22 protein-coding genes and 4 tRNA genes are annotated in these 22207 nt (G+C 69.7%); 21 read left to right on the plus strand and 5 right to left on the minus strand.

What is annotated here, in order from left to right; genetic code table 11:
- Positions 1-161 precede the first annotated feature (161 nt).
- Positions 162-243, plus strand: a tRNA-Tyr gene (locus tag P8A18_RS20550).
- A 65-nt stretch (positions 244-308) separates the two neighbouring features.
- Positions 309-758, plus strand: a complete 450-nt coding sequence (locus P8A18_RS20555) for a 2-thiouracil desulfurase family protein (RefSeq protein ID WP_306056499.1) — start codon at positions 309-311, stop codon at positions 756-758.
- 52 nt (positions 759-810) lie between these two features.
- Here P8A18_RS20555 and P8A18_RS20560 read toward each other — a convergent pair whose 3' ends face one another.
- Together P8A18_RS20560 and P8A18_RS20565 are read right to left on the minus strand one after the other, a co-directional pair.
- Positions 811-1467 (minus strand): SDR family oxidoreductase, encoded by a 657-nt coding sequence (locus P8A18_RS20560; RefSeq protein WP_306056501.1) that lies wholly within the window; start codon positions 1465-1467, stop codon positions 811-813.
- A gap of 34 nt (positions 1468-1501) precedes the next feature.
- Complete coding sequence (locus P8A18_RS20565; protein WP_306056503.1) at positions 1502-2758, minus strand: amidohydrolase family protein; 1257 nt, start codon at positions 2756-2758, stop codon at positions 1502-1504.
- 214 nt (positions 2759-2972) lie between these two features.
- On the opposite strand from P8A18_RS20565, the gene P8A18_RS20570 reads away from it, so the two are divergent.
- The 9 genes from P8A18_RS20570 to P8A18_RS20610 all read left to right on the plus strand — a co-directional run bounded on the left by P8A18_RS20570 (position 2973) and on the right by P8A18_RS20610 (position 8809).
- Positions 2973-3045: transfer RNA gene (locus P8A18_RS20570), tRNA-Thr, on the plus strand.
- A gap of 45 nt (positions 3046-3090) precedes the next feature.
- Positions 3091-3163: transfer RNA gene (locus tag P8A18_RS20575), tRNA-Met, on the plus strand.
- An 88-nt stretch (positions 3164-3251) separates the two neighbouring features.
- A complete protein-coding gene (rpmG, locus tag P8A18_RS20580) occupies positions 3252-3416 on the plus strand; it encodes a 50S ribosomal protein L33 (protein WP_003956487.1) in 165 nt (54 codons plus the stop codon).
- A gap of 119 nt (positions 3417-3535) precedes the next feature.
- Positions 3536-3988, plus strand: coding sequence for a MaoC family dehydratase N-terminal domain-containing protein (locus P8A18_RS20585; protein ID WP_018550672.1), 453 nt, complete (start codon positions 3536-3538; stop codon positions 3986-3988).
- Entirely contained in the window at positions 3988-4416 is a 429-nt protein-coding gene (locus P8A18_RS20590) for a MaoC family dehydratase (protein ID WP_306056508.1), read from the plus strand. Before P8A18_RS20585 ends, P8A18_RS20590 begins: the two co-directional genes overlap by 1 nt.
- A 229-nt stretch (positions 4417-4645) precedes the next feature.
- The gene (locus P8A18_RS20595; protein ID WP_306056510.1) at positions 4646-5491 is read left to right on the plus strand and encodes an SDR family oxidoreductase; all 846 of its coding nucleotides are present in this window, start codon (positions 4646-4648) and stop codon (positions 5489-5491) included.
- A gap of 109 nt (positions 5492-5600) precedes the next feature.
- Entirely contained in the window at positions 5601-6149 is a 549-nt protein-coding gene (locus P8A18_RS20600) for a TetR/AcrR family transcriptional regulator (protein ID WP_306056511.1), read from the plus strand.
- A gap of 77 nt (positions 6150-6226) precedes the next feature.
- Positions 6227-7681: an MFS transporter gene (locus tag P8A18_RS20605; protein ID WP_306056513.1), complete on the plus strand. Its 1455-nt coding sequence runs from the start codon at positions 6227-6229 to the stop codon at positions 7679-7681.
- A 72-nt stretch (positions 7682-7753) separates the two neighbouring features.
- Positions 7754-8809, plus strand: coding sequence for a UDP-N-acetylmuramate dehydrogenase (locus P8A18_RS20610; protein ID WP_306056515.1), 1056 nt, complete (start codon positions 7754-7756; stop codon positions 8807-8809).
- A 61-nt stretch (positions 8810-8870) separates the two neighbouring features.
- Here the strand turns inward: P8A18_RS20610 and P8A18_RS20615 are convergent, their stop codons facing one another.
- Positions 8871-9506 carry an NAD(P)-dependent oxidoreductase gene (locus P8A18_RS20615; protein WP_306056517.1) on the minus strand — a complete coding sequence of 212 codons (636 nt, stop codon included), beginning with the start codon at positions 9504-9506 and terminating at the stop codon, positions 8871-8873.
- Positions 9507-9594: 88 nt separating this feature from the next.
- Between P8A18_RS20615 and P8A18_RS20620 the strand changes: the two genes are divergently transcribed.
- On the plus strand, positions 9595-10200 hold the full coding sequence (locus P8A18_RS20620) for a TetR/AcrR family transcriptional regulator (protein WP_306056519.1): 606 nt from the start codon (positions 9595-9597) through the stop codon (positions 10198-10200).
- Between the two features lie 97 nt (positions 10201-10297).
- On the opposite strand, the gene P8A18_RS20625 is transcribed toward P8A18_RS20620, so the two are convergent.
- Entirely contained in the window at positions 10298-11320 is a 1023-nt protein-coding gene (locus P8A18_RS20625) for an adenosine deaminase (protein ID WP_306056521.1), read from the minus strand.
- Between the two features lie 123 nt (positions 11321-11443).
- Entirely contained in the window at positions 11444-12670 is a 1227-nt protein-coding gene (locus P8A18_RS20630) for a pyridoxal phosphate-dependent aminotransferase (RefSeq protein ID WP_306056523.1), read from the minus strand.
- Between the two features lie 224 nt (positions 12671-12894).
- On the opposite strand from P8A18_RS20630, the gene P8A18_RS20635 reads away from it, so the two are divergent.
- The 9 genes from P8A18_RS20635 to rpoB all read left to right on the plus strand — a co-directional run bounded on the left by P8A18_RS20635 (position 12895) and on the right by rpoB (position 22202).
- A tRNA-Trp gene (locus tag P8A18_RS20635) sits at positions 12895-12967 on the plus strand.
- Positions 12968-13073: 106 nt separating this feature from the next.
- On the plus strand, positions 13074-13361 hold the full coding sequence (secE, locus tag P8A18_RS20640) for a preprotein translocase subunit SecE (RefSeq protein WP_018550662.1): 288 nt from the start codon (positions 13074-13076) through the stop codon (positions 13359-13361).
- Between the two features lie 75 nt (positions 13362-13436).
- Positions 13437-14288, plus strand: a complete 852-nt coding sequence (nusG, locus tag P8A18_RS20645) for a transcription termination/antitermination protein NusG (RefSeq protein ID WP_306056525.1) — start codon at positions 13437-13439, stop codon at positions 14286-14288.
- Between the two features lie 177 nt (positions 14289-14465).
- Positions 14466-14900: a 50S ribosomal protein L11 gene (gene rplK / locus P8A18_RS20650; RefSeq protein WP_014154605.1), complete on the plus strand. Its 435-nt coding sequence runs from the start codon at positions 14466-14468 to the stop codon at positions 14898-14900.
- A gap of 80 nt (positions 14901-14980) precedes the next feature.
- Positions 14981-15703 (plus strand): 50S ribosomal protein L1, encoded by a 723-nt coding sequence (gene rplA / locus P8A18_RS20655; RefSeq protein ID WP_018550659.1) that lies wholly within the window; start codon positions 14981-14983, stop codon positions 15701-15703.
- A gap of 158 nt (positions 15704-15861) precedes the next feature.
- The gene (locus tag P8A18_RS20660) at positions 15862-16782 is read left to right on the plus strand and encodes an SCO4651 family lipoprotein (protein WP_306056528.1); all 921 of its coding nucleotides are present in this window, start codon (positions 15862-15864) and stop codon (positions 16780-16782) included.
- A gap of 312 nt (positions 16783-17094) precedes the next feature.
- Complete coding sequence (gene rplJ / locus P8A18_RS20665; RefSeq protein ID WP_018550657.1) at positions 17095-17652, plus strand: 50S ribosomal protein L10; 558 nt, start codon at positions 17095-17097, stop codon at positions 17650-17652.
- A gap of 84 nt (positions 17653-17736) precedes the next feature.
- Positions 17737-18120, plus strand: a complete 384-nt coding sequence (rplL, locus tag P8A18_RS20670) for a 50S ribosomal protein L7/L12 (RefSeq protein WP_018550656.1) — start codon at positions 17737-17739, stop codon at positions 18118-18120.
- A gap of 596 nt (positions 18121-18716) precedes the next feature.
- Positions 18717-22202, plus strand: coding sequence for a DNA-directed RNA polymerase subunit beta (gene rpoB / locus P8A18_RS20675; protein ID WP_306056530.1), 3486 nt, complete (start codon positions 18717-18719; stop codon positions 22200-22202).
- Positions 22203-22207 lie beyond the last annotated feature (5 nt).

The raw sequence follows: 22207 nt of genomic DNA on the forward strand, positions 1-22207 counted from the left end.
CTCCGGGATGCGCAGGCCCCTGCCGCCCGCCAAAGCCTAGCCACCCGCGCCCCCCGGGGCCGCTGGTCAATCCGGTGGCGTAGCACCCCCGGTCATCAGGTATCGTTTACGTCGTTGCCACGGAGCGCCGCCGCAAAGCGGGTCTCACGGCAGCAACCCTTGGCGGTGTGCCCGAGTGGCCAAAGGGAGCAGACTGTAAATCTGCCGGCTTCGCCTACCCAGGTTCGAACCCTGGCGCCGCCACAAAGCAAGGCCCCTGTCTCCGGACGGGGGCCTTCTCTGTTGTCCGGTGAGAGGAAGGCGTGCGCGTGGATTCCGTACTCGTCAGTGCCTGCCTGCGGGGCGTGCCCTGCCGTTACGACGGCCGGAGTAAGGAAGCGGAGCCGGTGGCCGCCGCGATCGGCGACCGCATGCCCGTCGCCTTCTGCCCCGAGACCGCCGGCGGACTGCCCACGCCCCGCCGCCCCGCCGAGATCGTCGGCGGCGACGGGCACGATGTGCTGGACGGCCGGGCCCGCGTCCTGGACGACACCGGGCGTGATGTGACCGAGGCGTTCGTGGACGGCGCCCGGCGGGCGCTGGAGGCCGCGCGGCGGACCGGCTGCACCGAGGCGCTGCTCATGCCCCGCAGCCCTTCCTGCGGGCGGGGCACGACGTATGACGGTACGTTCACCGGCGAGCTGCGGCCCGGCGACGGAGTCACCGCGGCCCTGCTGGAGCGGCACGGCGTCACCGTGCGCCCGGCGCCCCGCGGCTGAACGCGGCGGACCGGCCGCAGCGCGCCGCCCCGGCCGGTTTTGTGTGCCGGGGTCAGTTTCCGGCGATGTCCTTCACCGCGACCGTCAGCGGCACGTTCCCCGAGATCAGTTCGAGGGTCAGCCCCGCCGTCGCCGGGGTGTCCAGCAGCTCCAGGAGCGCCGCCGCCACGTCGTCGCGCGGCACCGGACCCCGGCCCGTCGACGCGGCGAGCAGGACCTGCCCGGTGCCCGCGTCATTGGTCAGCATCCCGGGCCTGAGGATCGTCCAGTCGAGCCCGGACCTGGCCCGTACGTCCGCGTCCGCCGCGCCCTTGGCCCGCAGGTAGACGTCGAACACCTCGTTGCCGGGGTGGTCCGGGTCGGCGCCCATGGACGAGACCACGAGGTACCGCCGCACCCCCGCCCGCTCCGCCGCGTCCGCGAACAGGACGGCCGCGCCCCGGTCCACGGTGTCCTTGCGGGCCGTACCGCTGTTGGGGCCCGCGCCGGCCGCGAAGACCGCGGCGTCGGCGCCCCGCAGCACCTCGGCGGCCTCCTCCACCGTGGCCGATTCCAGATCCAGCACCACCGGCTCGGCACCCGCCGCCCTGAGGTCCTCGCTCTGTCCGGGATTGCGGATGATGCCGGCGGCCTCATCCCCGCGTGCAGCGAGCAGCCGCTCCAGCCGCAGCGCGATCTGACCATGTCCACCTGCGATGACAATGCGCATGGAACCGACGGTACGCCGGAGCGCGCCGCCCCGCTCACGGCCCGCCGGTCGATTCCGGCCGACCCTGGCGCGGCAGCCCGGGGCCGCCGCCCGCCTCCGAGTCGCAGTACTCGCGCACCGCGCTGGTCCGGGTCACGACCCGCCCCCGGTGCACCACGATCCGGCTGTACGCCAGCGACAGCGCCCCGGCGAGCCCTTCCCCGCGTACGGCGAGCAGCTCGGCGGGGAAGCCCGCCTCGACGCGGACCTCGGGCAGCCCCATCACGTGCCTGGCGTCGGCGGACACCGCCGCGTACGCGTCCTCGGGGCGCAGCCCGCTCTGCGAGGCCAGCAGGAAGGCGGCCTCCAGCGGGTCGCCGCGCCCCACCGGATTGGCCGGGTCGCGCAGCGCTCCGCTCCCCGCCGCGACCCGCACCCCGGCCTCGCGCAGCAGCCGTACGGGCGCGGTGCCCCGGCATTCCGCGCCGCAGCAGGCGCCCTGCGGGAGGCAGGTCACGGCCACCCCGGCGGCGGCCAGCTGGGCGGCGGCACGGGCGGCGGCCTCGCGGGGGAGGCGGGCGAGGCCGGCGCAGGGGCCGAGGGTGACCTGCTGGCGCAGGCCGCCCGCCATCGCGGCGAGCCGGGCCAGCCGCGCGGGATCGTCACCTTCCGTGTGCAGGTCGACGGGGCAGCCGTGCTCGGTGGCGATCTCCAGGACGGCTTCCGCGTAGCCCGTCGGGTCGGGGTCCAGGTCCGGGCAGCCGCCGACCGCTCCGGCGCCCATCTTCACCGCGTCGCGGAGCATGGCCAGGTTGTCCGCTCCGGCGACGCCCGTGAGCAGCCGGGGCACGGCGACCGGGGTCAGGTCGGCCAGGCCGCGCAGGGAGCGCCGGGCCTGGAGGACGGCTTCGAGCGCCGCCAGGCCCTGTATGTCGCCGATGCGTACGTGTGAGCGCAGGGCCGTCGCGCCGTGGCCGAGCTGGAGCAGCGCCGCCTCGGTGGCGCGCCGCTGGATGGCGGCGGGGTGCGGGGAGGCGGGTCCGGAACCGTCGGCGGTGAGGGCGGTGTCGCTGTGGGCGTGCGGTTCGGCGGGCGCGGGGAGCAGCAGGTGGCCCCGCAGGTCCAGCCGTGCGCCGGGGGCGGTGAGGCTGCCGGCGGTGCCGACGGCCTCGATGCGGCCGCCGCAGACCCGTACGTCCACGACGCGGCCGTCGGTGAGACGGGCGCCGCAGAGCGTCAGCGCGGAACTCTCCGGGCTGCCGGTGGCGTCGGCCGCGTGGTCGTCGGGCCGCCGCGGCTGGCTGTCGGGCATCGTGCTCCTGGGAAGGGGTCAAGATCACGCAGAGTGAGTAGAGCCTAGGGGCGGGCCCGGTCCGGTTCGAGCAGGAGCGCAATAGTCGTACTGGTACGGCCTTGCTGATCAGCGGTGTGCGAGTGGCCGGAGCGGGGTACGGGACGGGGTCGGGCGGGGGCCGCGAAACGGATTTGGGCGATCGGCGACCGAGCGTGTAATGTCTTCATCGCTCGCCCCAATAGCTCAGTCGGTAGAGCGTCTCCATGGTAAGGAGAAGGTCTGCGGTTCGATTCCGCATTGGGGCTCTGGTGATCGGGAAACCCCGCTTCGGCGGGGGGACTCGTCATCAAAGCGGTGTAGCTCAGTCGGTAGAGCAAGCGGCTCATAATCGCTGTGTCACCGGTTCAAGTCCGGTCACCGCTACTAACAGTAGCCGATTGTGGGGTCGGTCCTTCGATCGGCTACTCTTTTTTGCGTTCATCCGTCCATCGTCCGTCCAAGGAGCACTCACGTGGCTGCCACCGACGTCCGCCCGAAGATCACGCTGGCCTGCGTGGAGTGCAAGGAGCGGAACTACATCACCAAGAAGAACCGGCGTAACAACCCGGACCGTCTTGAGATGAAGAAGCACTGCCCGCGCTGCAACTCGCACACCGCGCACCGCGAAACGCGCTGAATCAGGCTCGTACACGAGGCCGTCCCCTCTGGGGGCGGCCTCGTGTCGTTGTACAGGTGTGCCGTTGAATTGGGGCCGCAGGCCGGCCCAGTCGTCTTTCATCAGGAGGTTGCGAGCCCATGGCGCTCGACCAGTCCTTCGTGGGGCGGACCTATCCGCCCACCGCGCCGTACGAGGTCGGACGGGAGAAGATCCGCGAGTTCGCCGAGGCCGTGGGCGACGCCCACCCCGCCTATGTCGACCCCGAGGCCGCCAAGGCGCTCGGCCACAGCGATGTGATCGCGCCGCCGACCTTCGTGTTCTCCATCACCTTCAAGGCCGCCGGCCAGGTCATCGAGGACCCGCAGCTGGGCCTGGACTACAGCCGGGTGGTGCACGGCGACCAGAAGTTCGTCTACACGCGCCCGGTGCGCGCGGGGGACCGGCTGACGGTCACCTCGACGATCGAGGCCGTCAAGTCCATGGCGGGCAACGACATCCTGGACGTCCGGGGCGAGGTCCACGACGAGTCGGGTGAGCACGTCGTGACCGCGTGGACGAAGCTGGTGGCGCGCGCCGCCGAGGAGGCGTGATGACGGCGAAGGTGAGTTACGGGGCGGTCGAGGTCGGCACGGAGCTGCCGGCGCGGTCCTTCCCGGTGACCCGGGCGACGCTCGTGCAGTACGCGGGTGCCTCGGGCGACTTCAACCCGATCCACTGGAACGAGCGCTTCGCGCGCGAGGTCGGGCTGCCCGATGTGATCGCGCACGGCATGTTCACGATGGCCGAGGCGGTCCGGGTGGTCACGGACTGGGCCGGGGACCCGGGCTCGGTGGTCGAGTACGGCGTGCGGTTCACCAAGCCCGTCGTGGTGCCCGATGACGACAAGGGCGCGGTGATCGAGGTCAGCGGCAAGGTGGGCGCCCTGCTGGACGACCGGCGGGTGCGTGTCGACCTGACGGTCATGAGTGACGGCAAGAAGGTTCTGGGCATGTCCCGGGCCGTGGTGCAGCTGAGCTGAGGCCTGCGCGGCGTAAGCGGCGCAGCGGTGTAAGGGGCACGGTCCATGGGCCGTGCCCCTTACGCATGGGCCGTGTGTGCGTCCTGGTGGCCGCCCGGGAGGGCCGTGCGGGCCACTTCCGCCCGGAGGCGCCCTCGCGGGCGGAGACCTATCGTGCCTTCCATATGCGGCCACGGGCCGGGGCGTCCCGAGAGACCGGCCGGGTACCAGCACGGAAGGCGGGACAGCCATGGCGGGACCGATTCTCATCACCGGAGCGGGCAGCGGTTTCGGCAAGGAGGTGGCCCTGCGGCTCGCGGCGGCGGGGCACGAGGTGATCGCGGGCGTGGAGATCATCGCCCAGGTCGCCGCGGTGCGCGCCGAGGCCCGGGAGCGAGGTGTCGGCCTGCGCGTGGAGAAGCTGGATGTCACCGACCCCGGCGACCGGGAGAGCGCCCGGGACTGGGGCGTCGAGGTGCTCCTGAACAACGCCGGGGTGTCCGAGGGCGGGGCGACCGCCGACATCCCGGAGGAGCGGCTCCGCCGGCAGTTCGAGGTGAACGTCTTCGGCCCCGTCCTGCTCACCCAGGGCATCGCCCGGCAGATGGCGGCCCGCCGCAGCGGACGCATCGTCTTCATGTCCTCGGTCGCCGGACTCACCGTGGACCCGTTCACCGGCGCCTACGCGGGCTCCAAGCACGCCGTGGAGGCATTCGCCGACGCCCTCGACCAGGAACTCGCCGAATTCGGCGTGACGGTCGCCACGATCAATCCCGGCCCCTTCCTCACCGGTTTCAACGACACCATGTTCGAAACGTGGAAGGAGTGGCGCGACAGCCCCGCCGACCGCCTCTTCGACTACGCCGAGCTGGCCTTTCCGCACGAGCAGTACGACCCCGAACCGGTCTACGAGCGCACCGTCCGGGTCCTGCTCGGCGAGGACCGGCGCTACCGGCACCTGCTCCCCGCCGAGATGGAACGGCAGGCCCGCGAGCAGGTCGACGCCCAGTGGGACCGCCGGCTCAACGACGGCCGCCGCCCCGGCCTCGTACAGAAGGCGTACGACATGAGCCCGGGAACACCGGTGGGGGAGTGACCTCCCGCGACTGCCCGGCCGGGGCGCCGCACCCCGCCGGGCGTAACCGGTGCGGCACACCCGCTTGACCAAGTTAGTTATTGAGTACTAACTTACTGGCATGGCGAGGATGAGTGCAGACGAGCGGCGCGAGAGCGTCATCCGGGCGGCCATCACCGAGTTCGCCCGCGGCGGGTACAGCGCCACCTCCACCGAGGTGATCGCCAAGCGTGTGGGTGTCTCGCAGCCGTACCTCTTCCGCCTCTTCCCCAACAAGCAGGCGATGTTCCTCGCGGCGTCCGAACGCTGCTTCCTGGAGACCCGGCAGGTCTTCTCGGAGGCGGCGGAGGGGCTGGAGGGCGAAGAAGCGCTCCACTCCATGGCGAGGGCCTACCAGCGGCTGATCGCCGACGACCCCGACAAGCTCCTGATGCAGATGCAGGTGTACGCGGCCGTCGCCGCCGCGGAGGCGGCCGGTGACCACGCGTTCGGTGAGTCGGTGCGGGCCAGTTGGATGGAGCTGTTCGACTCGGTCAACCTGGCGCTCGGTGCCGACGTGGACGAGGCCACCACCTTCCTCGCGTACGGCATGCTCGCCAACACCCTGACCTCGCTCGGCTTTCCGGCCGGTCACCGGATGTGGTCCGGTTTCTACACCTCGGCCCGGCCGATCGTCTGAAGCGGCACGACCCGGGTTCGGCCCGGTTTTCTGCCCGAAGAAGTTAGTAATCAATAACTAACCCTCCAGGGGGAGCAGTGAACCAGCACACGACAGGTCGCGCGGGAGCGACCTGGGCCCTCGTCATCACCAGCGTCGCCGGATTCATGGCGGCCCTCGACAACCTCGTCGTCACCACCGCCCTGCCGTCCATCCGCCGGAGCCTCGGCGGAGAGATGGAGGAGCTGGAATGGACGGTCAACGCCTACACGCTCACCTTCGCCGTGCTGCTGATGTTCGGCGCCGCCCTCGGTGACCGCTTCGGCCGCCGCCGGCTCTTCCTCGCCGGGCTCACCGTCTTCACCGCCGCGTCCGCCGCGGCCGCCCTCTCGCCCGGCATCAACGAACTCATCGCCTTCCGCGCGGTCCAGGGCGTCGGCGCCGCGATCATGATGCCGCTCACGCTCACCCTGCTCACCGCCGCCGTGGAACCCGCCCGCCGGGGCACGGCGCTGGGCATCTTCAGCGCCGTGACCGGCCTCGCGGTGGCCGGCGGACCGCTGATCGGCGGCAGCCTGACCGAGCACATCTCCTGGCAGTGGATCTTCTGGCTCAACGTGCCGATCGGCCTGCTCCTGCTGCCGCTCGCACGCTTCCGCCTGGCGGAGTCGTACGCCCCCGACGCCCGGCTCGACATCCCCGGCACCCTCCTGGTCAGCGGCGGACTCTTCGGCGTCGTCTACGGCCTCGTCAACGCCAACTCCGACGGCTGGACCAGCTCGACCGTCCTGACCTCCCTCATCGCCGGCACCGTGCTGATCGGCGGCTTCATCCGCCACGGCTTCCGGGCCAAGAGGCCAATGCTGCCCATGCGCCTCTTCCGCGACCGCGGGTTCTTCGGGATCAACGTCTCCAGCATGCTGATGTACCTCGGGATGTTCGGCTCGATCTTCCTGCTCAGCCAGTACCTCCAGGGCGTCCTGGGCTACTCGCCCACCGAGGCCGGACTGCGGATGCTGCCCTGGACCGGGATGCCGATGCTCGTGGCGCCCATCGCCGGAATGCTCTCCGACCGGTTCGGCGGCCGCCCGGTGGTCGTGACGGGCCTCGCCCTCCAGGCGGCCGGACTGGGGCTGTTCGCCATGGCCATCGCCCCGGACGCCTCCTACGCCTCGCAGCTGCCCGGCCTCATCACCGGCGGCATCGGCATGGCCCTGTACTTCGCACCCGCCGCCGGCCTGGTGATGTCCAGCGTCCGCCCCGGCGAACAGGGCATCGCCTCCGGCGCCAACAACGCCCTGCGCGAGGTCGGCGGCGCCCTCGGGGTCGCCGTGCTCGCCACCGTCTTCTCCTCGCAGGGCGGCATCGGCTCCGCGCGGGCCTTCACCGACGGGACCGTGCCGGCGGTATGGATCGGCTCCGGGGTGGTCGCCCTGGCCGCGCTCGCCGCCCTGATGATCCCGGGCCGCCGCGGCACCGGAACGCCGGAAACGGCCACGGAGACGGTGCCCGCCCCGGTACCGGCCGAGGAGCGGGTGTCCGTACCCGCCTGACGCACCCGGCACACCCGGTACGGTCCGTGGCCCCGACCTGACGGCGGGGCCACGGACCGTACTCTTGTCCCCGTGCAGGAACTCCACGACGCGCCCCTCGCCCCCCTGACCACCTTCCGGCTCGGCGGCCCCGCCACCTGCCTCCTGACCGCCACGACGGACGCCGAGGTGGTCCGGGCCGTGCGGGAGGCCGACGACAGCGGCACCCCGCTCCTGATCATCGGCGGCGGCAGCAACCTGGTCATCGGGGACAAGGGCTTCGAGGGCACCGCCCTGCGCATCGCGACCAAGGGCTTCGTGCTCGACGGCGCCTCACTCGAACTGGCCGCCGGCGAGACCTGGACCGACGCCGTCGCCCGCACCGTGGACGCCGGGCTCGCGGGCCTCGAATGCCTGGCCGGAATCCCCGGCTCGGCCGGCGCCACCCCGATCCAGAACGTCGGGGCGTACGGGCAGGAGGTGTCCTCCACCATCACGGAGGTCGTCGCCTACGACCGGCGGACCCGCGAAACCGTCACCCTCCCGAACTCCGAGTGCGCGTTCTCCTACCGGCACAGCCGCTTCAAGACCGAACCCGACCGGTACGTGGTGCTGCGCGTCCGCTTCGGCCTGGAGGAGTCCGGCGGCCTGTCCGCGCCGCTCAAGTACCCCGAAACCGCCCGCGCCATGGGCGTCGCCGAGGGTGAACGTGTTCCCGCCGCCGCAGCCCGCGAAACCGTGCTGCGGCTGCGCGCCGGCAAGGGCATGGTGCTCGACCCCGAGGACCACGACACCTGGTCGGCCGGGTCCTTCTTCACCAACCCGATCCTGGAGCAGGCCGAGTTCGACGCCTTCCTGGCCCGGGTCGCCGACCGGCTCGGCCCCGACGTGAAGCCCCCCGCCTTCCCGGCCGGCGAGGGCCGCACCAAGACCTCCGCGGCCTGGCTCATCGACCGGGCCGGCTTCACCAAGGGCTACGGCACCGGACCCGCCCGCATCTCCACCAAGCACACGCTCGCCCTCACCAACCGGGGCGCGGCCACCACCGAAGACCTGCTGGCCCTGGCCCGCGAGGTCGTCGCCGGGGTCCACGCGGCCTTCGGCGTCACCCTCGTCAACGAACCGGTGACCGTGGGCGTGAGCCTGTAGGACGCGGCCCGGCGCCCCCGCCCCGGCCCCCGGCCCCGACTCCAGCCCCCGGCCCCGGCGCTCAGTACGCCACGCCGACACCCTGCTTCACCGTCGCCGGGTCGTCGGTCAGCGCCAGCATCGCGTGCGCCACGTCGGCCCGGGAGATGGACCGGCCGCTGCGCGGATTTCCGCCGACGACCGTCCGGTAGGTGCCCGTCAGGGGGCCGTTCGTCAGCTTCGGGGGCCGCACCGACGTCCAGTCCGTGGCGGATGCCGCCAGCGCCGCCTCCATCGCGGTGAGATCCGCGTACACCTCCTTGAGGACCGCGCCGATCACCGAGAGCATCATCCGGTCGAGCAGCGGGTCGTCGGCCAGCTTCGGGGCGACCGGGGCGGCGCTGACCACCAGTAGCCGCCGGGTGCCCTCCGCCTCCATGGCCGTCAGCACGGCGCGGGTCAGCCGCTCGGCGATCCCGTCGGCCCTGCGGCCCCTCGACCCGAGGCCGGAGAGGACCGCGTCGCGGCCCGCCACCGCCTCGCGCAGCGCCTCCGGGTCGTCGATCCGGGCGGCGGTGTGCACCGTGACGTCCGAGAGGGGCACCGCGAGCCGCGCGGGATCGCGGACCACCGCCGTCACCTCGTGCCCCGCCGCCACCGCCTGGCGGACGATCTCCTGCCCGATACCGCCTGTCGCCCCGAACACCGTGAGCTTCATGGCACACCCCTCCCAAGGTGGGTAAGTATTCACTCACCTCTAGAGTGAGTGGGTACTCACCCACCCGTCAAGCTTCGTTGGAGCGCACATGGAGCAGAAGCCGGCCCGCGCCCGCCTCATCGACGCCGCCCACCAGCTCATGCAGACCAAGGGCCTGGCCCGGACCACCACCAAGGAGATCGCGAAGGCGGCCGGCTGCTCGGAGGCCGCGCTCTACAAGCACTTCCTCAGCAAGGAAGAGCTTTTCGTGGTCGTGCTGAAGGAGCGGCTGCCCAAGGTCGACGGCATCCTGCGCAAGCTGATCACCGAGCCGGGGGAGGGGGAGCGCTCGGTCGAGCAGAACCTCACCGAGATCGCCCGCCAGGCCGCCCTGTTCTACGAGCAGAGCTTCCCGATCGCCGCGTCCCTGTACGCCGAGCCGAGGCTCAAGGAACGCCACGACGCGGCCATGCGCGAGCTGAGCACGGGCCCCCACCTGCCCATCCGGGGCGTGGACACCTATCTGCGGGCCGAACAGACCGCGGGCCGGGTACCGGCCGACGCCGACACCTACGCGGCCGCCTCCCTGCTGATGGGGGCCTGCGCCCAGCGGGCCTTCGCCTACGACGCCACGGAGACCGGCGGACCGCCGCAGTCCCTCGACGCCTTCGCCGCGTCCCTCGCCCGGACCCTGGTGCGCGGCCTCGGCCGGTAGCCGCACCGCCGGGCCGCCGGGCCGCCGGACCACCGGGCTCCGGACCACCAGCTCCTGGACCACCAGCTCCTGGGCCCCCAGCTCCTGGGCCCCCGGCTCAGGCCACCGGCTTCGACAGCCAGTCGTCGACCCCCGCCAGCAGCTCCGCGCGCACCGGCTCGGGCGCCGACGAACCCCGTACCGACTGGCGGGCCAGCTCGGCCAGCTCCTCGTCCGTGAACGCGTGATGGCGGCGCACCAGGTCGTACTGCGCGGCCAGCCGGGAGCCGAAGAGCAGCGGGTCGTCGGCGCCGAGCGCCATCGGCACACCCGCGTCGAACAGCGTGCGCAGCGGCACGTCGGACGGCTTCTCGTAGACACCGAGCGCCACATTCGACGCCGGGCACACCTCGCAGGTCACCCCGCTCTCGGCCAGCCTGCGCAGCAGCCGGGGGTCCTCGGCCGCGCGCACCCCGTGCCCGACCCGGGAGGCGTCGAGATCGTCCAGGCAGTCGCGGACGCTGGACGGGCCCGACAGCTCGCCCCCGTGCGGGGCGGCCAGCAGACCGCCCTCCCGGGCGATGGCGAAGGCCCGGTCGAAGTCACGGGCCATGCCGCGCCGCTCGTCGTTGGAGAGCCCGAATCCGACGACGCCCCGGTCCGCGTACCGCACGGCGAGCCGCGCGAGGGTCCTGGCATCCAGCGGGTGCTTCATCCGGTTGGCCGCGATGACCACCCGGATCGGCAGCCGGGTCGCGCGCGAGGCGCTGTCCACGGCGTCCAGGATGATCTCGATCGCCGGGATCAGGCCGCCGAGCAGGGGCGCGTACGAGGTGGGGTCGACCTGGATCTCCAGCCAGCCGGAGCCGTCCGCCACGTCTTCCTGGGCGGCCTCGTGCACCAGCCGCTGGATGTCCTCGGGGGTCCGCAGGCAGGACCGGGCGATGTCGTACAGCCGCTGGAAGCGGAACCAGCCCCGCTCGTCCGTCGCACGCAGCTTGGGGGGCTCGCCGCCGGTCAGGGCCTCGGGCAGCCGCACGCCGTACTTGTCGGCGAGCTCCAGCAGCGTCGTGGGCCGCATCGACCCGGTGAAGTGCAGGTGCAGGTGGGCCTTGGGCAACAGACGTACATCACGCTCCATTCCAAGATCCTGCCGCACGGACGGGGTGTCGCGGTAGCCGCTTTCCCCATCGAGTTGCCCATCGAACGCGAAAGCGACCCCCCGGCCGGGGCCGGGGGGTCGCTCACGGGTTCGGGGCGGGGACTACGCCTTCGCCTCGCCCAGCAGCTTCTGGATGCGCGAGACGCCCTCGGTGAGGTCGGCGTCGCCCAGCGCGTACGAAAGGCGCAGGTAGCCCGGCGTGCCGAAGGCCTCGCCCGGGACGACCGCCACCTCGGCCTCGTCCAGGATCAGCGCCGCCAGCTCCACCGAGGTGGCCGGGCGCTTGCCGCGGATCTCCTTGCCGAGCAGCTCCTTCACCGACGGGTACGCGTAGAACGCGCCCTCGGGCTCCGGGCAGAACACGCCGTCGATCTCGTTGAGCATCCGCACGATGGTCCTGCGGCGCCGGTCGAAGGCGGTGCGCATCTCGGCGACCGCGTCCAGGTCCCCGGAGACGGCGGCCAGCGCGGCCGCCTGGGAGACGTTGGCGACGTTGGACGTGGCGTGCGACTGGAGGTTGGTCGCGGCCTTCACGACGTCCTTGGGGCCGATGATCCACCCCACCCGCCAGCCGGTCATCGCGTACGTCTTGGCGACGCCGTTGACCACGATGCACTTGTCGCGCAGCTCGGGCACGACCGCCGGCAGCGAGGTGAACTTCGCGTCCCCGTAGACGAGGTGCTCGTAGATCTCGTCGGTCAGGACCCACAGGCCGTGCTCGACGGCCCAGCGGCCGATGGCCTCGGTGTCGGCCTCGCTGTAGACCGCGCCGGTCGGGTTCGACGGGGAGACGAACAGGACGACCTTCGTACGCTCGGTACGGGCCGCCTCCAGCTGCTCGACGGAGACCCGGTAGCCGGTGGTCTCGTCGGCCACGACCTCCACCGGGACGCCGCCGGCCAGCCGGATCGACTCGGGGTAGGTGGTCCAGTACGGGGCCGGGACGATGACCTCGTCGCCCGGGTCGAGGATCGCGGCGAAGGCCTCGTAGATGGCCTGCTTGCCGCCGTTGGTCACCAGGATCTGGGAGGCGTCGACCTCGTAGCCGGAGTCGCGCAGCGTCTTCTCCGCGATGGCGGCCTTGAGCTCGGGGAGCCCGCCCGCCGGGGTGTAGCGGTGGAACTTGGGGTTGCGGCAGGCCTCGACCGCGGCGTCGACGATGTAGCCGGGAGTCGGGAAGTCGGGCTCGCCGGCACCGAAGCCGATCACCGGCCGGCCCGCGGCCTTGAGGGCCTTGGCCTTGGCGTCGACGGCGAGGGTGGCGGACTCGGAAATGGCACCGATGCGGGCGGAGACCCTGCGCTCGGACGGAGAAGTAGCAGCGCTCATGCCCCCCATGCTCCCAGACCGTTTTCCCCGTCGGCACAGGGGTTTCAGGGACCGGACAGCACTCGGACAGCAACCGGACACGAAGTGCCCGGGAGCGGTCAGGAGCTATCTGTTCGACGCGGGGCCGCTGAGCACGTACACTCACCTGTCGTTGGCCTTCACCAGCCGCACCGTTCCTGCACCCGGGCTTCCGGGTACATGCGGTAGGTTGGTGGAAACCACAAAGGGTCGTAGCTCAATTGGTAGAGCACTGGTCTCCAAAACCAGCGGTTGGGGGTTCAAGTCCCTCCGGCCCTGCTACACACTCCTTCGCCAGGATGTGTGCGCATGTACGTACTTCAATGCACCGCCGTGCGGCTCCACCGGGCGCGGCACGGCCACGACCCGGAATCAGGTGAGAAGCGTGACGGACGCCGTGGGCTCCATCGACATGCCTGATGCCGAGGACGAAGTCCCCGAGTCGAAGAAGAAGACCCGGAAGGGCGGCAAGCGCGGCAAGAAGGGCCCTCTGGGCCGTCTCGCGCTCTTCTACCGCCAGATCATCGCCGAGCTGCGCAAGGTCGTCTGGCCGACGCGCAACCAGCTGACGACGTACACCTCCGTGGTGATCGTGTTCGTGGTCGTCATGATTGGTCTCGTAACCGTGATTGACTTGGGCTTCGCGCGGGTCATCAAGTACGTCTTCGGCTGATCCACGCGGAGGGCGCCTCTATGGGCGCCCCTTTCGCATGTTCCACCCATATGTATCCAGGAAGAAGCAGCCACCGTGTCTGACCCGAACCTGAACGACGCCGTCGAGCCGACGGCGGGCGCCTTCGAGTCCGCCGAGGACGAGCTCGACATCGTCCAGGCGGCGGACGCCGAGGAGCCGGACCAGGCCGAAGCTGCCGACGCCGCCGCCGACGAGGCCCCCGAGGCCGGTGCCGCCGACGAGACCTCCGACGGCGAGGCCGAGGAGACCGCGGAAGCCGCCGAGGAGGAGGCCGAGCCGGCCGAGCCCGTCGACCCCGTCACCGCCCTGCGCGAGGAACTGCGCGGCCTGCCGGGCGAGTGGTACGTCATCCACACGTACGCCGGTTACGAGAAGCGTGTGAAGGCCAACCTGGAGCAGCGCGCCGTCTCGCTGAACGTGGAGGAGTTCATCTATCAGGCCGAGGTGCCTGAGGAGGAAATCGTCCAGATCAAGAACGGCGAGCGCAAGAACGTCCGCCAGAACAAGCTCCCGGGCTACGTCCTGGTGCGCATGGACCTGACGAACGAGTCCTGGGGCGTCGTCCGCAACACCCCCGGCGTCACCGGCTTCGTGGGCAACGCCTACGACCCGTACCCGCTGACCCTGGACGAGATCGTCAAGATGCTCGCGCCGGAGGCCGAGGAGAAGGCCGCCCGTGAGGCCGCCGAGGCCGAGGGCAAGCCGGCTCCGTCCCGCAAGGTCGAGGTCCAGGTCCTGGACTTCGAGGTGGGCGACTCGGTCACCGTCACCGACGGCCCGTTCGCGACGCTGCAGGCGACGATCAACGAGATCAACGCCGACTCGAAGAAGGTCAAGGGCCTCGTCGAGATCTTCGGTCGCGAGACCCCGGTCGAGCTCAGCTTCGACCAGATCCAGAAGAACTAGCGCTTACCCGCTCGCTTCTGGACACATGCCTACCGAGCAGGTCAGACAGGCTGTCGAAGCCGGTCTGACCTGCTCGGTTTTTGGTCGCGCAGCTATACCCGTTATCGTTGTGCGGTATGCCTGCATCCGGATGACCGGATGACGGCGAAAACTCTCACTAGGACCCGGAGAGAGCACATGCCTCCCAAGAAGAAGAAGGTCACGGGGCTTATCAAGCTCCAGATCAACGCCGGTGCGGCCAACCCGGCCCCGCCGGTCGGCCCCGCGCTGGGCCAGCACGGCGTCAACATCATGGAGTTCTGCAAGGCCTACAACGCCGCGACCGAGTCGCAGCGTGGCATGGTCGTGCCGGTGGAGATCACGGTCTACGAGGACCGCTCCTTCACCTTTGTGACCAAGACTCCGCCGGCCGCCAAGCTGATCCTCAAGGCCGCGGGTGTGGACAAGGGCTCCGGCGAGCCGCACAAGACCAAGGTCGCCAAGCTGACGGCCGACCAGGTCCGCGAGATCGCCACGACGAAGCTCCCCGACCTGAACGCCAATGACCTCGACGCCGCGTCGAAGATCATCGCCGGCACCGCCCGTTCCATGGGCATCACGGTCGAAGGCTGATTCAGCCCCACCCCCTCAGTGGTAGGACCAAGCGCTGGTCCGCACCACGACTCCACACTCTGAAACCATCAGGAGTAGAAGTGAAGCGCAGCAAGAACCTCCGCGCTGCGGACGCCAAGATCGACCGGGAGCGCCTGTACGCCCCGCTCGAAGCCGTCCGTCTCGCCAAGGACACCGCCTCCACGAAGTTCGACGGCACCGTCGAGGTCGCCTTCCGCCTGGGTGTCGACCCGCGCAAGGCCGACCAGATGGTCCGCGGCACCGTGAACCTCCCGCACGGCACCGGCAAGACCGCCCGGGTCCTGGTCTTCGCGACCGGTGACCGTGCTGCGGCCGCGGAAGCCGCCGGAGCCGACATCGTCGGCGCCGACGAGCTCATCGACGAGGTGGCGAAGGGCCGTCTGGACTTCGACGCCGTCGTCGCGACCCCGGACCTCATGGGCAAGGTCGGCCGCCTCGGCCGCGTGCTCGGTCCGCGTGGTCTGATGCCGAACCCGAAGACCGGCACCGTCACCCCCGACGTCGTGAAGGCTGTCAACGACATCAAGGGCGGCAAGATCGAGTTCCGCGTCGACAAGCACTCGAACCTGCACTTCATCATCGGCAAGGTCTCCTTCGACGAGACCAAGCTGGTGGAGAACTACGCAGCGGCGCTGGAAGAGGTCCTCCGTCTGAAGCCGTCCGCCGCCAAGGGCCGCTACATCAAGAAGGCCGCGCTGGCGACCACGATGGGCCCCGGCATCCCGCTGGACTCCAACCGCACCCGTAACCTCCTCGTCGAGGAGGACCCGGCCGCCGTCTGAGCCCTCGCGCTCGTACGACCGTCGCGTCACGTGTGACATGGGACGGGCCCCGCAACCTTTCGAGGTGCGGGGCCCGTCCTCATTCGTACGTGGACATGGCTGTCGTAGCCCTGCATTAGCGTGGGGTCACCGAGAGCCGAACGAGGGGTGGAATCGCAATGTTGAGCAATACCGTGCGGCGCGTGGGTCTTTCCGTGGCAGTGGCGGCGGCGCTGACGTCGGTCGCGGCCTGCGGCGGATCGGACGACGGGGGCAAGGCCAAGGGCACCAGCGGGAGCGGCGCGGGCTCGGTGGCGAAGGCGAATCCGATCGCCGCGCTGATCGCCGTGCAGAAGAAGACCGGCAGCGCGCACTCGGCCAAGGTCGAGGGCACCACGTCGCTGGGCACCGCGATGTCCATGAAGCAGTCCGGTGTCATGGACTGGTCCGACGGCATCACCGGCAGCATGCAGATCACGTACACCGGCGGCGACATGGCCGACTCCATGAAGCAGCTCGGCAGCAACGGCACGATGGAGGCCCGTTACTTCAAGGACGGGTACGCGGCGGACATGGGCGACGCCATGGCCCAGCAGACCGGCGGCAAGCGCTGGATCAGCTACAGCTACGACGACCTGGCCCAGATCGGCGGCGCCTCCGGGGCGGCGCTGAAGGACCAGATGCAGAACACCACCCCGGACCAGGGCGTGAAGTCGCTGCTGGCCTCGGGCGACGTGAAGAAGGTCGGCCAGGAGGACGTCCGCGGCGTCACCACCACGCACTACTCGGGCACGGTGGACGTCGCCGACCTGACCGCCAAGAACAGCAGCCTCGACGCCGATGAGCTGGCCGCCCTCAAGAAGCAGCTGGCGGACGCCGGGATCTCCACGGAGACCGTGGACATCTGGGTCGACGGAGACGACCTGCTGGTGAAGAAGACCGAGCGCGGCCAGATGAAGACCGGCGAGCTGAACTCGACGGTGTTCTACAGCGACTACGGCACCAAGGTCTCGGTCGAGCGCCCGCCGGCCGACCAGACCATCGAGTTCACCGAGCTCATGAAGCAGCAGCAGGGGGCGTCCACGGGGGCGACTTCCTAACCGGGTTCGGGAGAGTTCACCGGGTTCGGGAGAGTTCAAACCTCTCGGTCCCACCCGAAGGGGGACGGATTTGCCCGGCGCGACCCCGGTCGCGTACTCTTTCGCAGAAGCCAAAGACCGCTGGTCGTTGTCCGGAATCCGCAAGGGTCTCGGCAACCGAAGGATCCGTTGACACGGACGACCTGCGCAGGTGACTGTGGAGAGCTCCCGGACTTCGTTCCGGTCGAGCTTCGCCCTGGCGCCTGCGCCGGGGCGTTTCGTCTTTCCGGGCCTTTTGAGCGGTCCTCATCACCCGGAAGGAGGCCGACGCTCATGGCAAGGCCCGACAAGGCTGCAGCGGTAGCCGAGCTCGCGGACCAGTTCCGCAGCTCCAGCGCCGCCGTGCTGACCGAGTACCGGGGTCTCACCGTGGCACAGCTCAAGCAGCTGCGCCGTTCGCTCGGTGAGAACGCCCAGTACGCCGTGGTGAAGAACACGCTGACCAAGATTGCGGCCAACGAGGCCGGGATCGACACGCTGGACGACCTGTTCGCAGGCCCGACGGCGGTTGCCTTCGTCACCGGTGACCCGGTGGAGTCGGCGAAGGGTCTTCGTGACTTCGCCAAGGACAACCCCAACCTCATCATCAAGGGCGGTGTCCTTGACGGTAAGGCGCTGTCCGCCGATGAGATCAAGCAGCTCGCGGACCTCGAGTCCCGCGAGGTTCTGCTCGCCAAGCTGGCCGGTGCCATGAAGGGCAAGCAGACTCAGGCTGCGCAGCTCTTCCAGGCGCTGCCGTCGAAGTTCGTCCGCACCGCGGAAGCGCTTCGCGTCAAGCTGGAGGAGCAGGGCGGTGCCGGTACGCCGGCTCCCGCCGAGGCCGCCGAGTAATTTCGCTCAGCGGTCCAGCGGGCCCCACGTACGCCCGCCGACATATACATCCGGCACCTGCCGAATAGTGGAAGGACGCCTGTCATGGCGAAGCTCAGCCAGGAAGACCTGCTCGCCCAGTTCGAGGAGCTCACCCTCATCGAGCTCTCCGAGTTCGTGAAGGCCTTCGAGGAGAAGTTCGACGTCACCGCCGCCGCGGCCGTCGCCGTCGCCGGCCCCGCCGGCCCGGGCGCCCCGGTCGAGGCCGCTGAGGAGAAGGACGAGTTCGACGTCATCCTCACCGCCGCCGGTGACAAGAAGATCCAGGTCATCAAGGTCGTGCGCGAGCTGACCTCCCTCGGCCTGAAGGAGGCCAAGGACCTCGTCGACGGCGCCCCGAAGCCCGTCGTCGAGAAGGTCGCCAAGGAGGCCGCCGAGAAGGCTGCCGAGTCCCTCAAGGCCGCCGGCGCCTCCGTCGAGGTCAAGTGACCCTGCGAGTCATCTGACTCCTCAGGACCACCGTGCCGCGAGGCGCGGCGTCACATCGCGAAAGGCGATCACCCTTACGGGTGGTCGCCTTTCGGCGTATCCGTGGCGGGTGCCTTGCCCTTCCCGCGTTGACGAGTATGGTGATCTTTCGCCGTGCGCCTCTCGTAGGGCACGCGAGCGCCGCCGACGGGCGGTGTCCGCGGGCCTCGGAGGCCGGCCGGGCCGAGGGGGCCTTGACGAACCGCACGAGGCGCGCAATTCTCAAGGCGCGACGCCGAATCGATCCGAATCCGAGGCATGGATCGACGGTGAAGCGGGCAGTAAAGAAGAGCGCAGCTCGCGCAGGGCCGGACAAAGGTGTTGAGAACAGCTGTTGAGAGCAACGTGGGTCTCTGAAAACCCCGACTGGACATCAGTGTGCCTCTTGGCTACACTGACCCTTTGCGCTGCCTGTTAGCTGCCTCCTGCCCGTCACCAGGGGCATACCCATCTTGTGCACCGTGGACTCAGCATCCCTCATTCGGGATATCTGTCCACATGTCCAGTTTGGGACCGGTACGCGCGTAGTGAGTCCGAGCCCTCGGAAGGACCCCCTCTTGGCCGCCTCGCGCAACGCCTCGACCGCGAATACGAACAACGGCGCCAGCACCGCCCCGCTGCGCATCTCTTTTGCAAAGATCAAGGAGCCCCTCGAGGTTCCGAACCTCCTCGCGCTGCAGACCGAGAGCTTTGACTGGCTCCTCGGCAACGCCGCCTGGAAGGCTCGCGTCGAGGCTGCTCTGGACAGTGGACAAGACGTCCCCACCAAGTCCGGCCTGGAGGAGATCTTCGAGGAGATCTCACCGATCGAGGACTTCTCCGGGTCGATGTCGCTTACGTTCCGCGACCACCGCTTCGAGCCCCCCAAGAACTCGATCGACGAGTGCAAGGAGCGCGACTTCACGTTCGCCGCCCCGCTCTTCGTCACGGCCGAGTTCACCAACAACGAGACCGGCGAGATCAAGTCCCAGACGGTCTTCATGGGCGACTTCCCGCTCATGACCAACAAGGGCACCTTCGTCATCAACGGCACCGAGCGTGTCGTGGTGTCGCAGCTGGTCCGCTCGCCGGGTGTCTACTTCGACTCGTCGATCGACAAGACGTCCGACAAGGACATCTTCTCCGCCAAGATCATCCCCTCCCGGGGTGCCTGGCTGGAGATGGAGATCGACAAGCGCGACATGGTCGGTGTCCGCATCGACCGCAAGCGCAAGCAGTCCGTCACCGTCCTCCTGAAGGCTCTCGGCTGGAGCACCGAGCAGATCCTCGAGGAGTTCGGCGAGTACGAGTCCATGCGCGCCACCCTGGAGAAGGACCACACCCAGGGCCAGGACGACGCGCTGCTCGACATCTACCGCAAGCTCCGTCCGGGCGAGCCGCCCACCCGCGAGGCCGCTCAGACGCTGCTGGAGAACCTCTACTTCAACCCGAAGCGCTACGACCTCGCGAAGGTCGGCCGCTACAAGGTGAACAAGAAGCTCGGCGCGGACGAGCCGCTGGACGCCGGCGTGCTCACCACCGACGACGTCATCGCGACCATCAAGTACCTGGTCAAGCTGCACGCCGGTGAGACCGAGACGGTGGGCGAGTCCGGCCGTTCGATCGTCGTCGAGACCGACGACATCGACCACTTCGGCAACCGCCGTCTGCGCAACGTCGGCGAGCTCATCCAGAACCAGGTCCGTACGGGTCTGGCCAGGATGGAGCGCGTCGTGCGTGAGCGCATGACGACCCAGGACGTCGAGGCGATCACGCCGCAGACCCTGATCAACATCCGGCCGGTCGTCGCCTCCATCAAGGAGTTCTTCGGCACCAGCCAGCTGTCGCAGTTCATGGACCAGAACAACCCGCTGTCGGGTCTCACCCACAAGCGCCGCCTGTCGGCTCTTGGCCCGGGTGGTCTCTCCCGTGAGCGGGCCGGCTTCGAGGTCCGTGACGTGCACCCGTCCCACTACGGACGTATGTGCCCGATCGAGACCCCTGAAGGCCCGAACATCGGTCTGATCGGTTCGCTCGCCTCGTACGGCCGCGTCAACGCGTTCGGCTTCATCGAGACGCCGTACCGCAAGGTCGTCGATGGCCAGGTCACCGACGAGGTCGACTACATCACGGCCGACGAGGAAGACCGTTTCGTCATCGCCCAGGCGAACGCGACGCTCTCCGACGAGCTGCGCTTCACCGAGCCCCGCGTCCTGGTCCGCCGCCGCGGCGGCGAGGTCGACTACGTGCCCGGCGCGGAGGTCGACTACATGGACGTCTCGCCGCGCCAGATGGTGTCCGTCGCCACCGCGATGATCCCGTTCCTGGAGCACGACGACGCCAACCGTGCCCTCATGGGCGCGAACATGATGCGTCAGGCGGTGCCGCTCATCAAGAGCGAGGCCCCGCTCGTCGGCACCGGCATGGAGTACCGCTGCGCCACCGACGCCGGTGACGTGCTGAAGGCCGAGAAGGACGGTGTGGTCCAGGAGGTCTCCGCGGACTACATCACCGTGACCAACGACGACGGCACGTACACCACGTACCGCATCGCGAAGTTCATGCGCTCCAACCAGGGCACCTCGGTCAACCAGAAGGTCGTCGTCTCCGAGGGCGACCGGGTCATCGAGGGCCAGGTGCTCGCCGACGGTCCGGCCACCGAGAACGGTGAGATGGCGCTCGGCAAGAACCTGCTCGTGGCGTTCATGCCGTGGGAGGGTCACAACTACGAGGACGCGATCATCCTGTCGCAGCGCCTCGTGCAGGACGACGTCCTCTCCTCGATCCACATCGAGGAGCACGAGGTCGACGCCCGTGACACCAAGCTCGGCCCCGAGGAGATCACCCGGGACATCCCGAACGTCTCCGAGGAGGTCCTCGCCGACCTCGACGAGCGCGGCATCATCCGTATCGGTGCCGAGGTCGTCGCCGGTGACATCCTCGTCGGCAAGGTCACGCCCAAGGGTGAGACCGAGCTGACCCCCGAGGAGCGCCTGCTCCGCGCGATCTTCGGTGAGAAGGCGCGCGAGGTGCGCGACACCTCGCTGAAGGTGCCGCACGGTGAGATCGGCAAGGTCATCGGCGTCCGCGTCTTCGACCGCGAAGAGGGCGACGAGCTGCCGCCGGGCGTGAACCAGCTGGTCCGCGTCTACGTCGCGCAGAAGCGCAAGATCACCGACGGTGACAAGCTCGCCGGCCGTCACGGCAACAAGGGCGTCATCTCGAAGATCCTGCCGATCGAGGACATGCCGTTCCTGGAGGACGGCACCCCGGTCGACATCATCCTCAACCCGCTGGGTGTCCCGTCCCGAATGAACCCGGGACAGGTCCTGGAGATCCACCTCGGCTGGCTCGCCAGCCGCGGCTGGGACGTCTCCGGTCTCGGTGACGAGTGGGCCAAGCGGCTCCAGGCCATCGGCGCCGACCAGGTCGCCCCCGGCACCAACGTCGCCACGCCCGTCTTCGACGGTGCGCGCGAGGACGAGATCTCCGGTCTCTTCGAGGCCACGATCCCCAACCGCGACGGCGCCCGCCTGGTGCAGCCCTCCGGCAAGGCCAAGCTGTTCGACGGCCGCTCCGGCGAGCCGTTCCCGGACCCGGTCTCGGTCGGGTTCATGTACATCCTCAAGCTGCACCACCTGGTCGACGACAAGCTCCACGCCCGTTCGACCGGCCCGTACTCCATGATCACGCAGCAGCCGCTGGGTGGTAAGGCGCAGTTCGGTGGGCAGCGATTCGGTGAGATGGAGGTGTGGGCCCTTGAGGCCTACGGCGCCGCGTACGCCCTCCAGGAACTGCTGACGATCAAGTCCGACGACGTCACCGGCCGCGTGAAGGTCTACGAGGCGATCGTCAAGGGCGAGAACATCCCCGAGCCCGGCATTCCCGAGTCCTTCAAGGTGCTCATCAAGGAAATGCAGTCGCTCTGCCTCAACGTGGAGGTGCTCTCCTCGGACGGCATGTCCATCGAGATGCGTGACACGGACGAGGACGTCTTCCGCGCGGCGGAGGAGCTCGGTATCGACCTGTCCCGGCGCGAGCCGAGCAGCGTCGAAGAGGTCTGACGGGT

Origin of the sequence: Streptomyces sp. Mut1, assembly GCF_030719295.1 — a bacterium.
Taxonomy (GTDB): Bacteria; Actinomycetota; Actinomycetes; order Streptomycetales; family Streptomycetaceae; genus Streptomyces; species Streptomyces castrisilvae.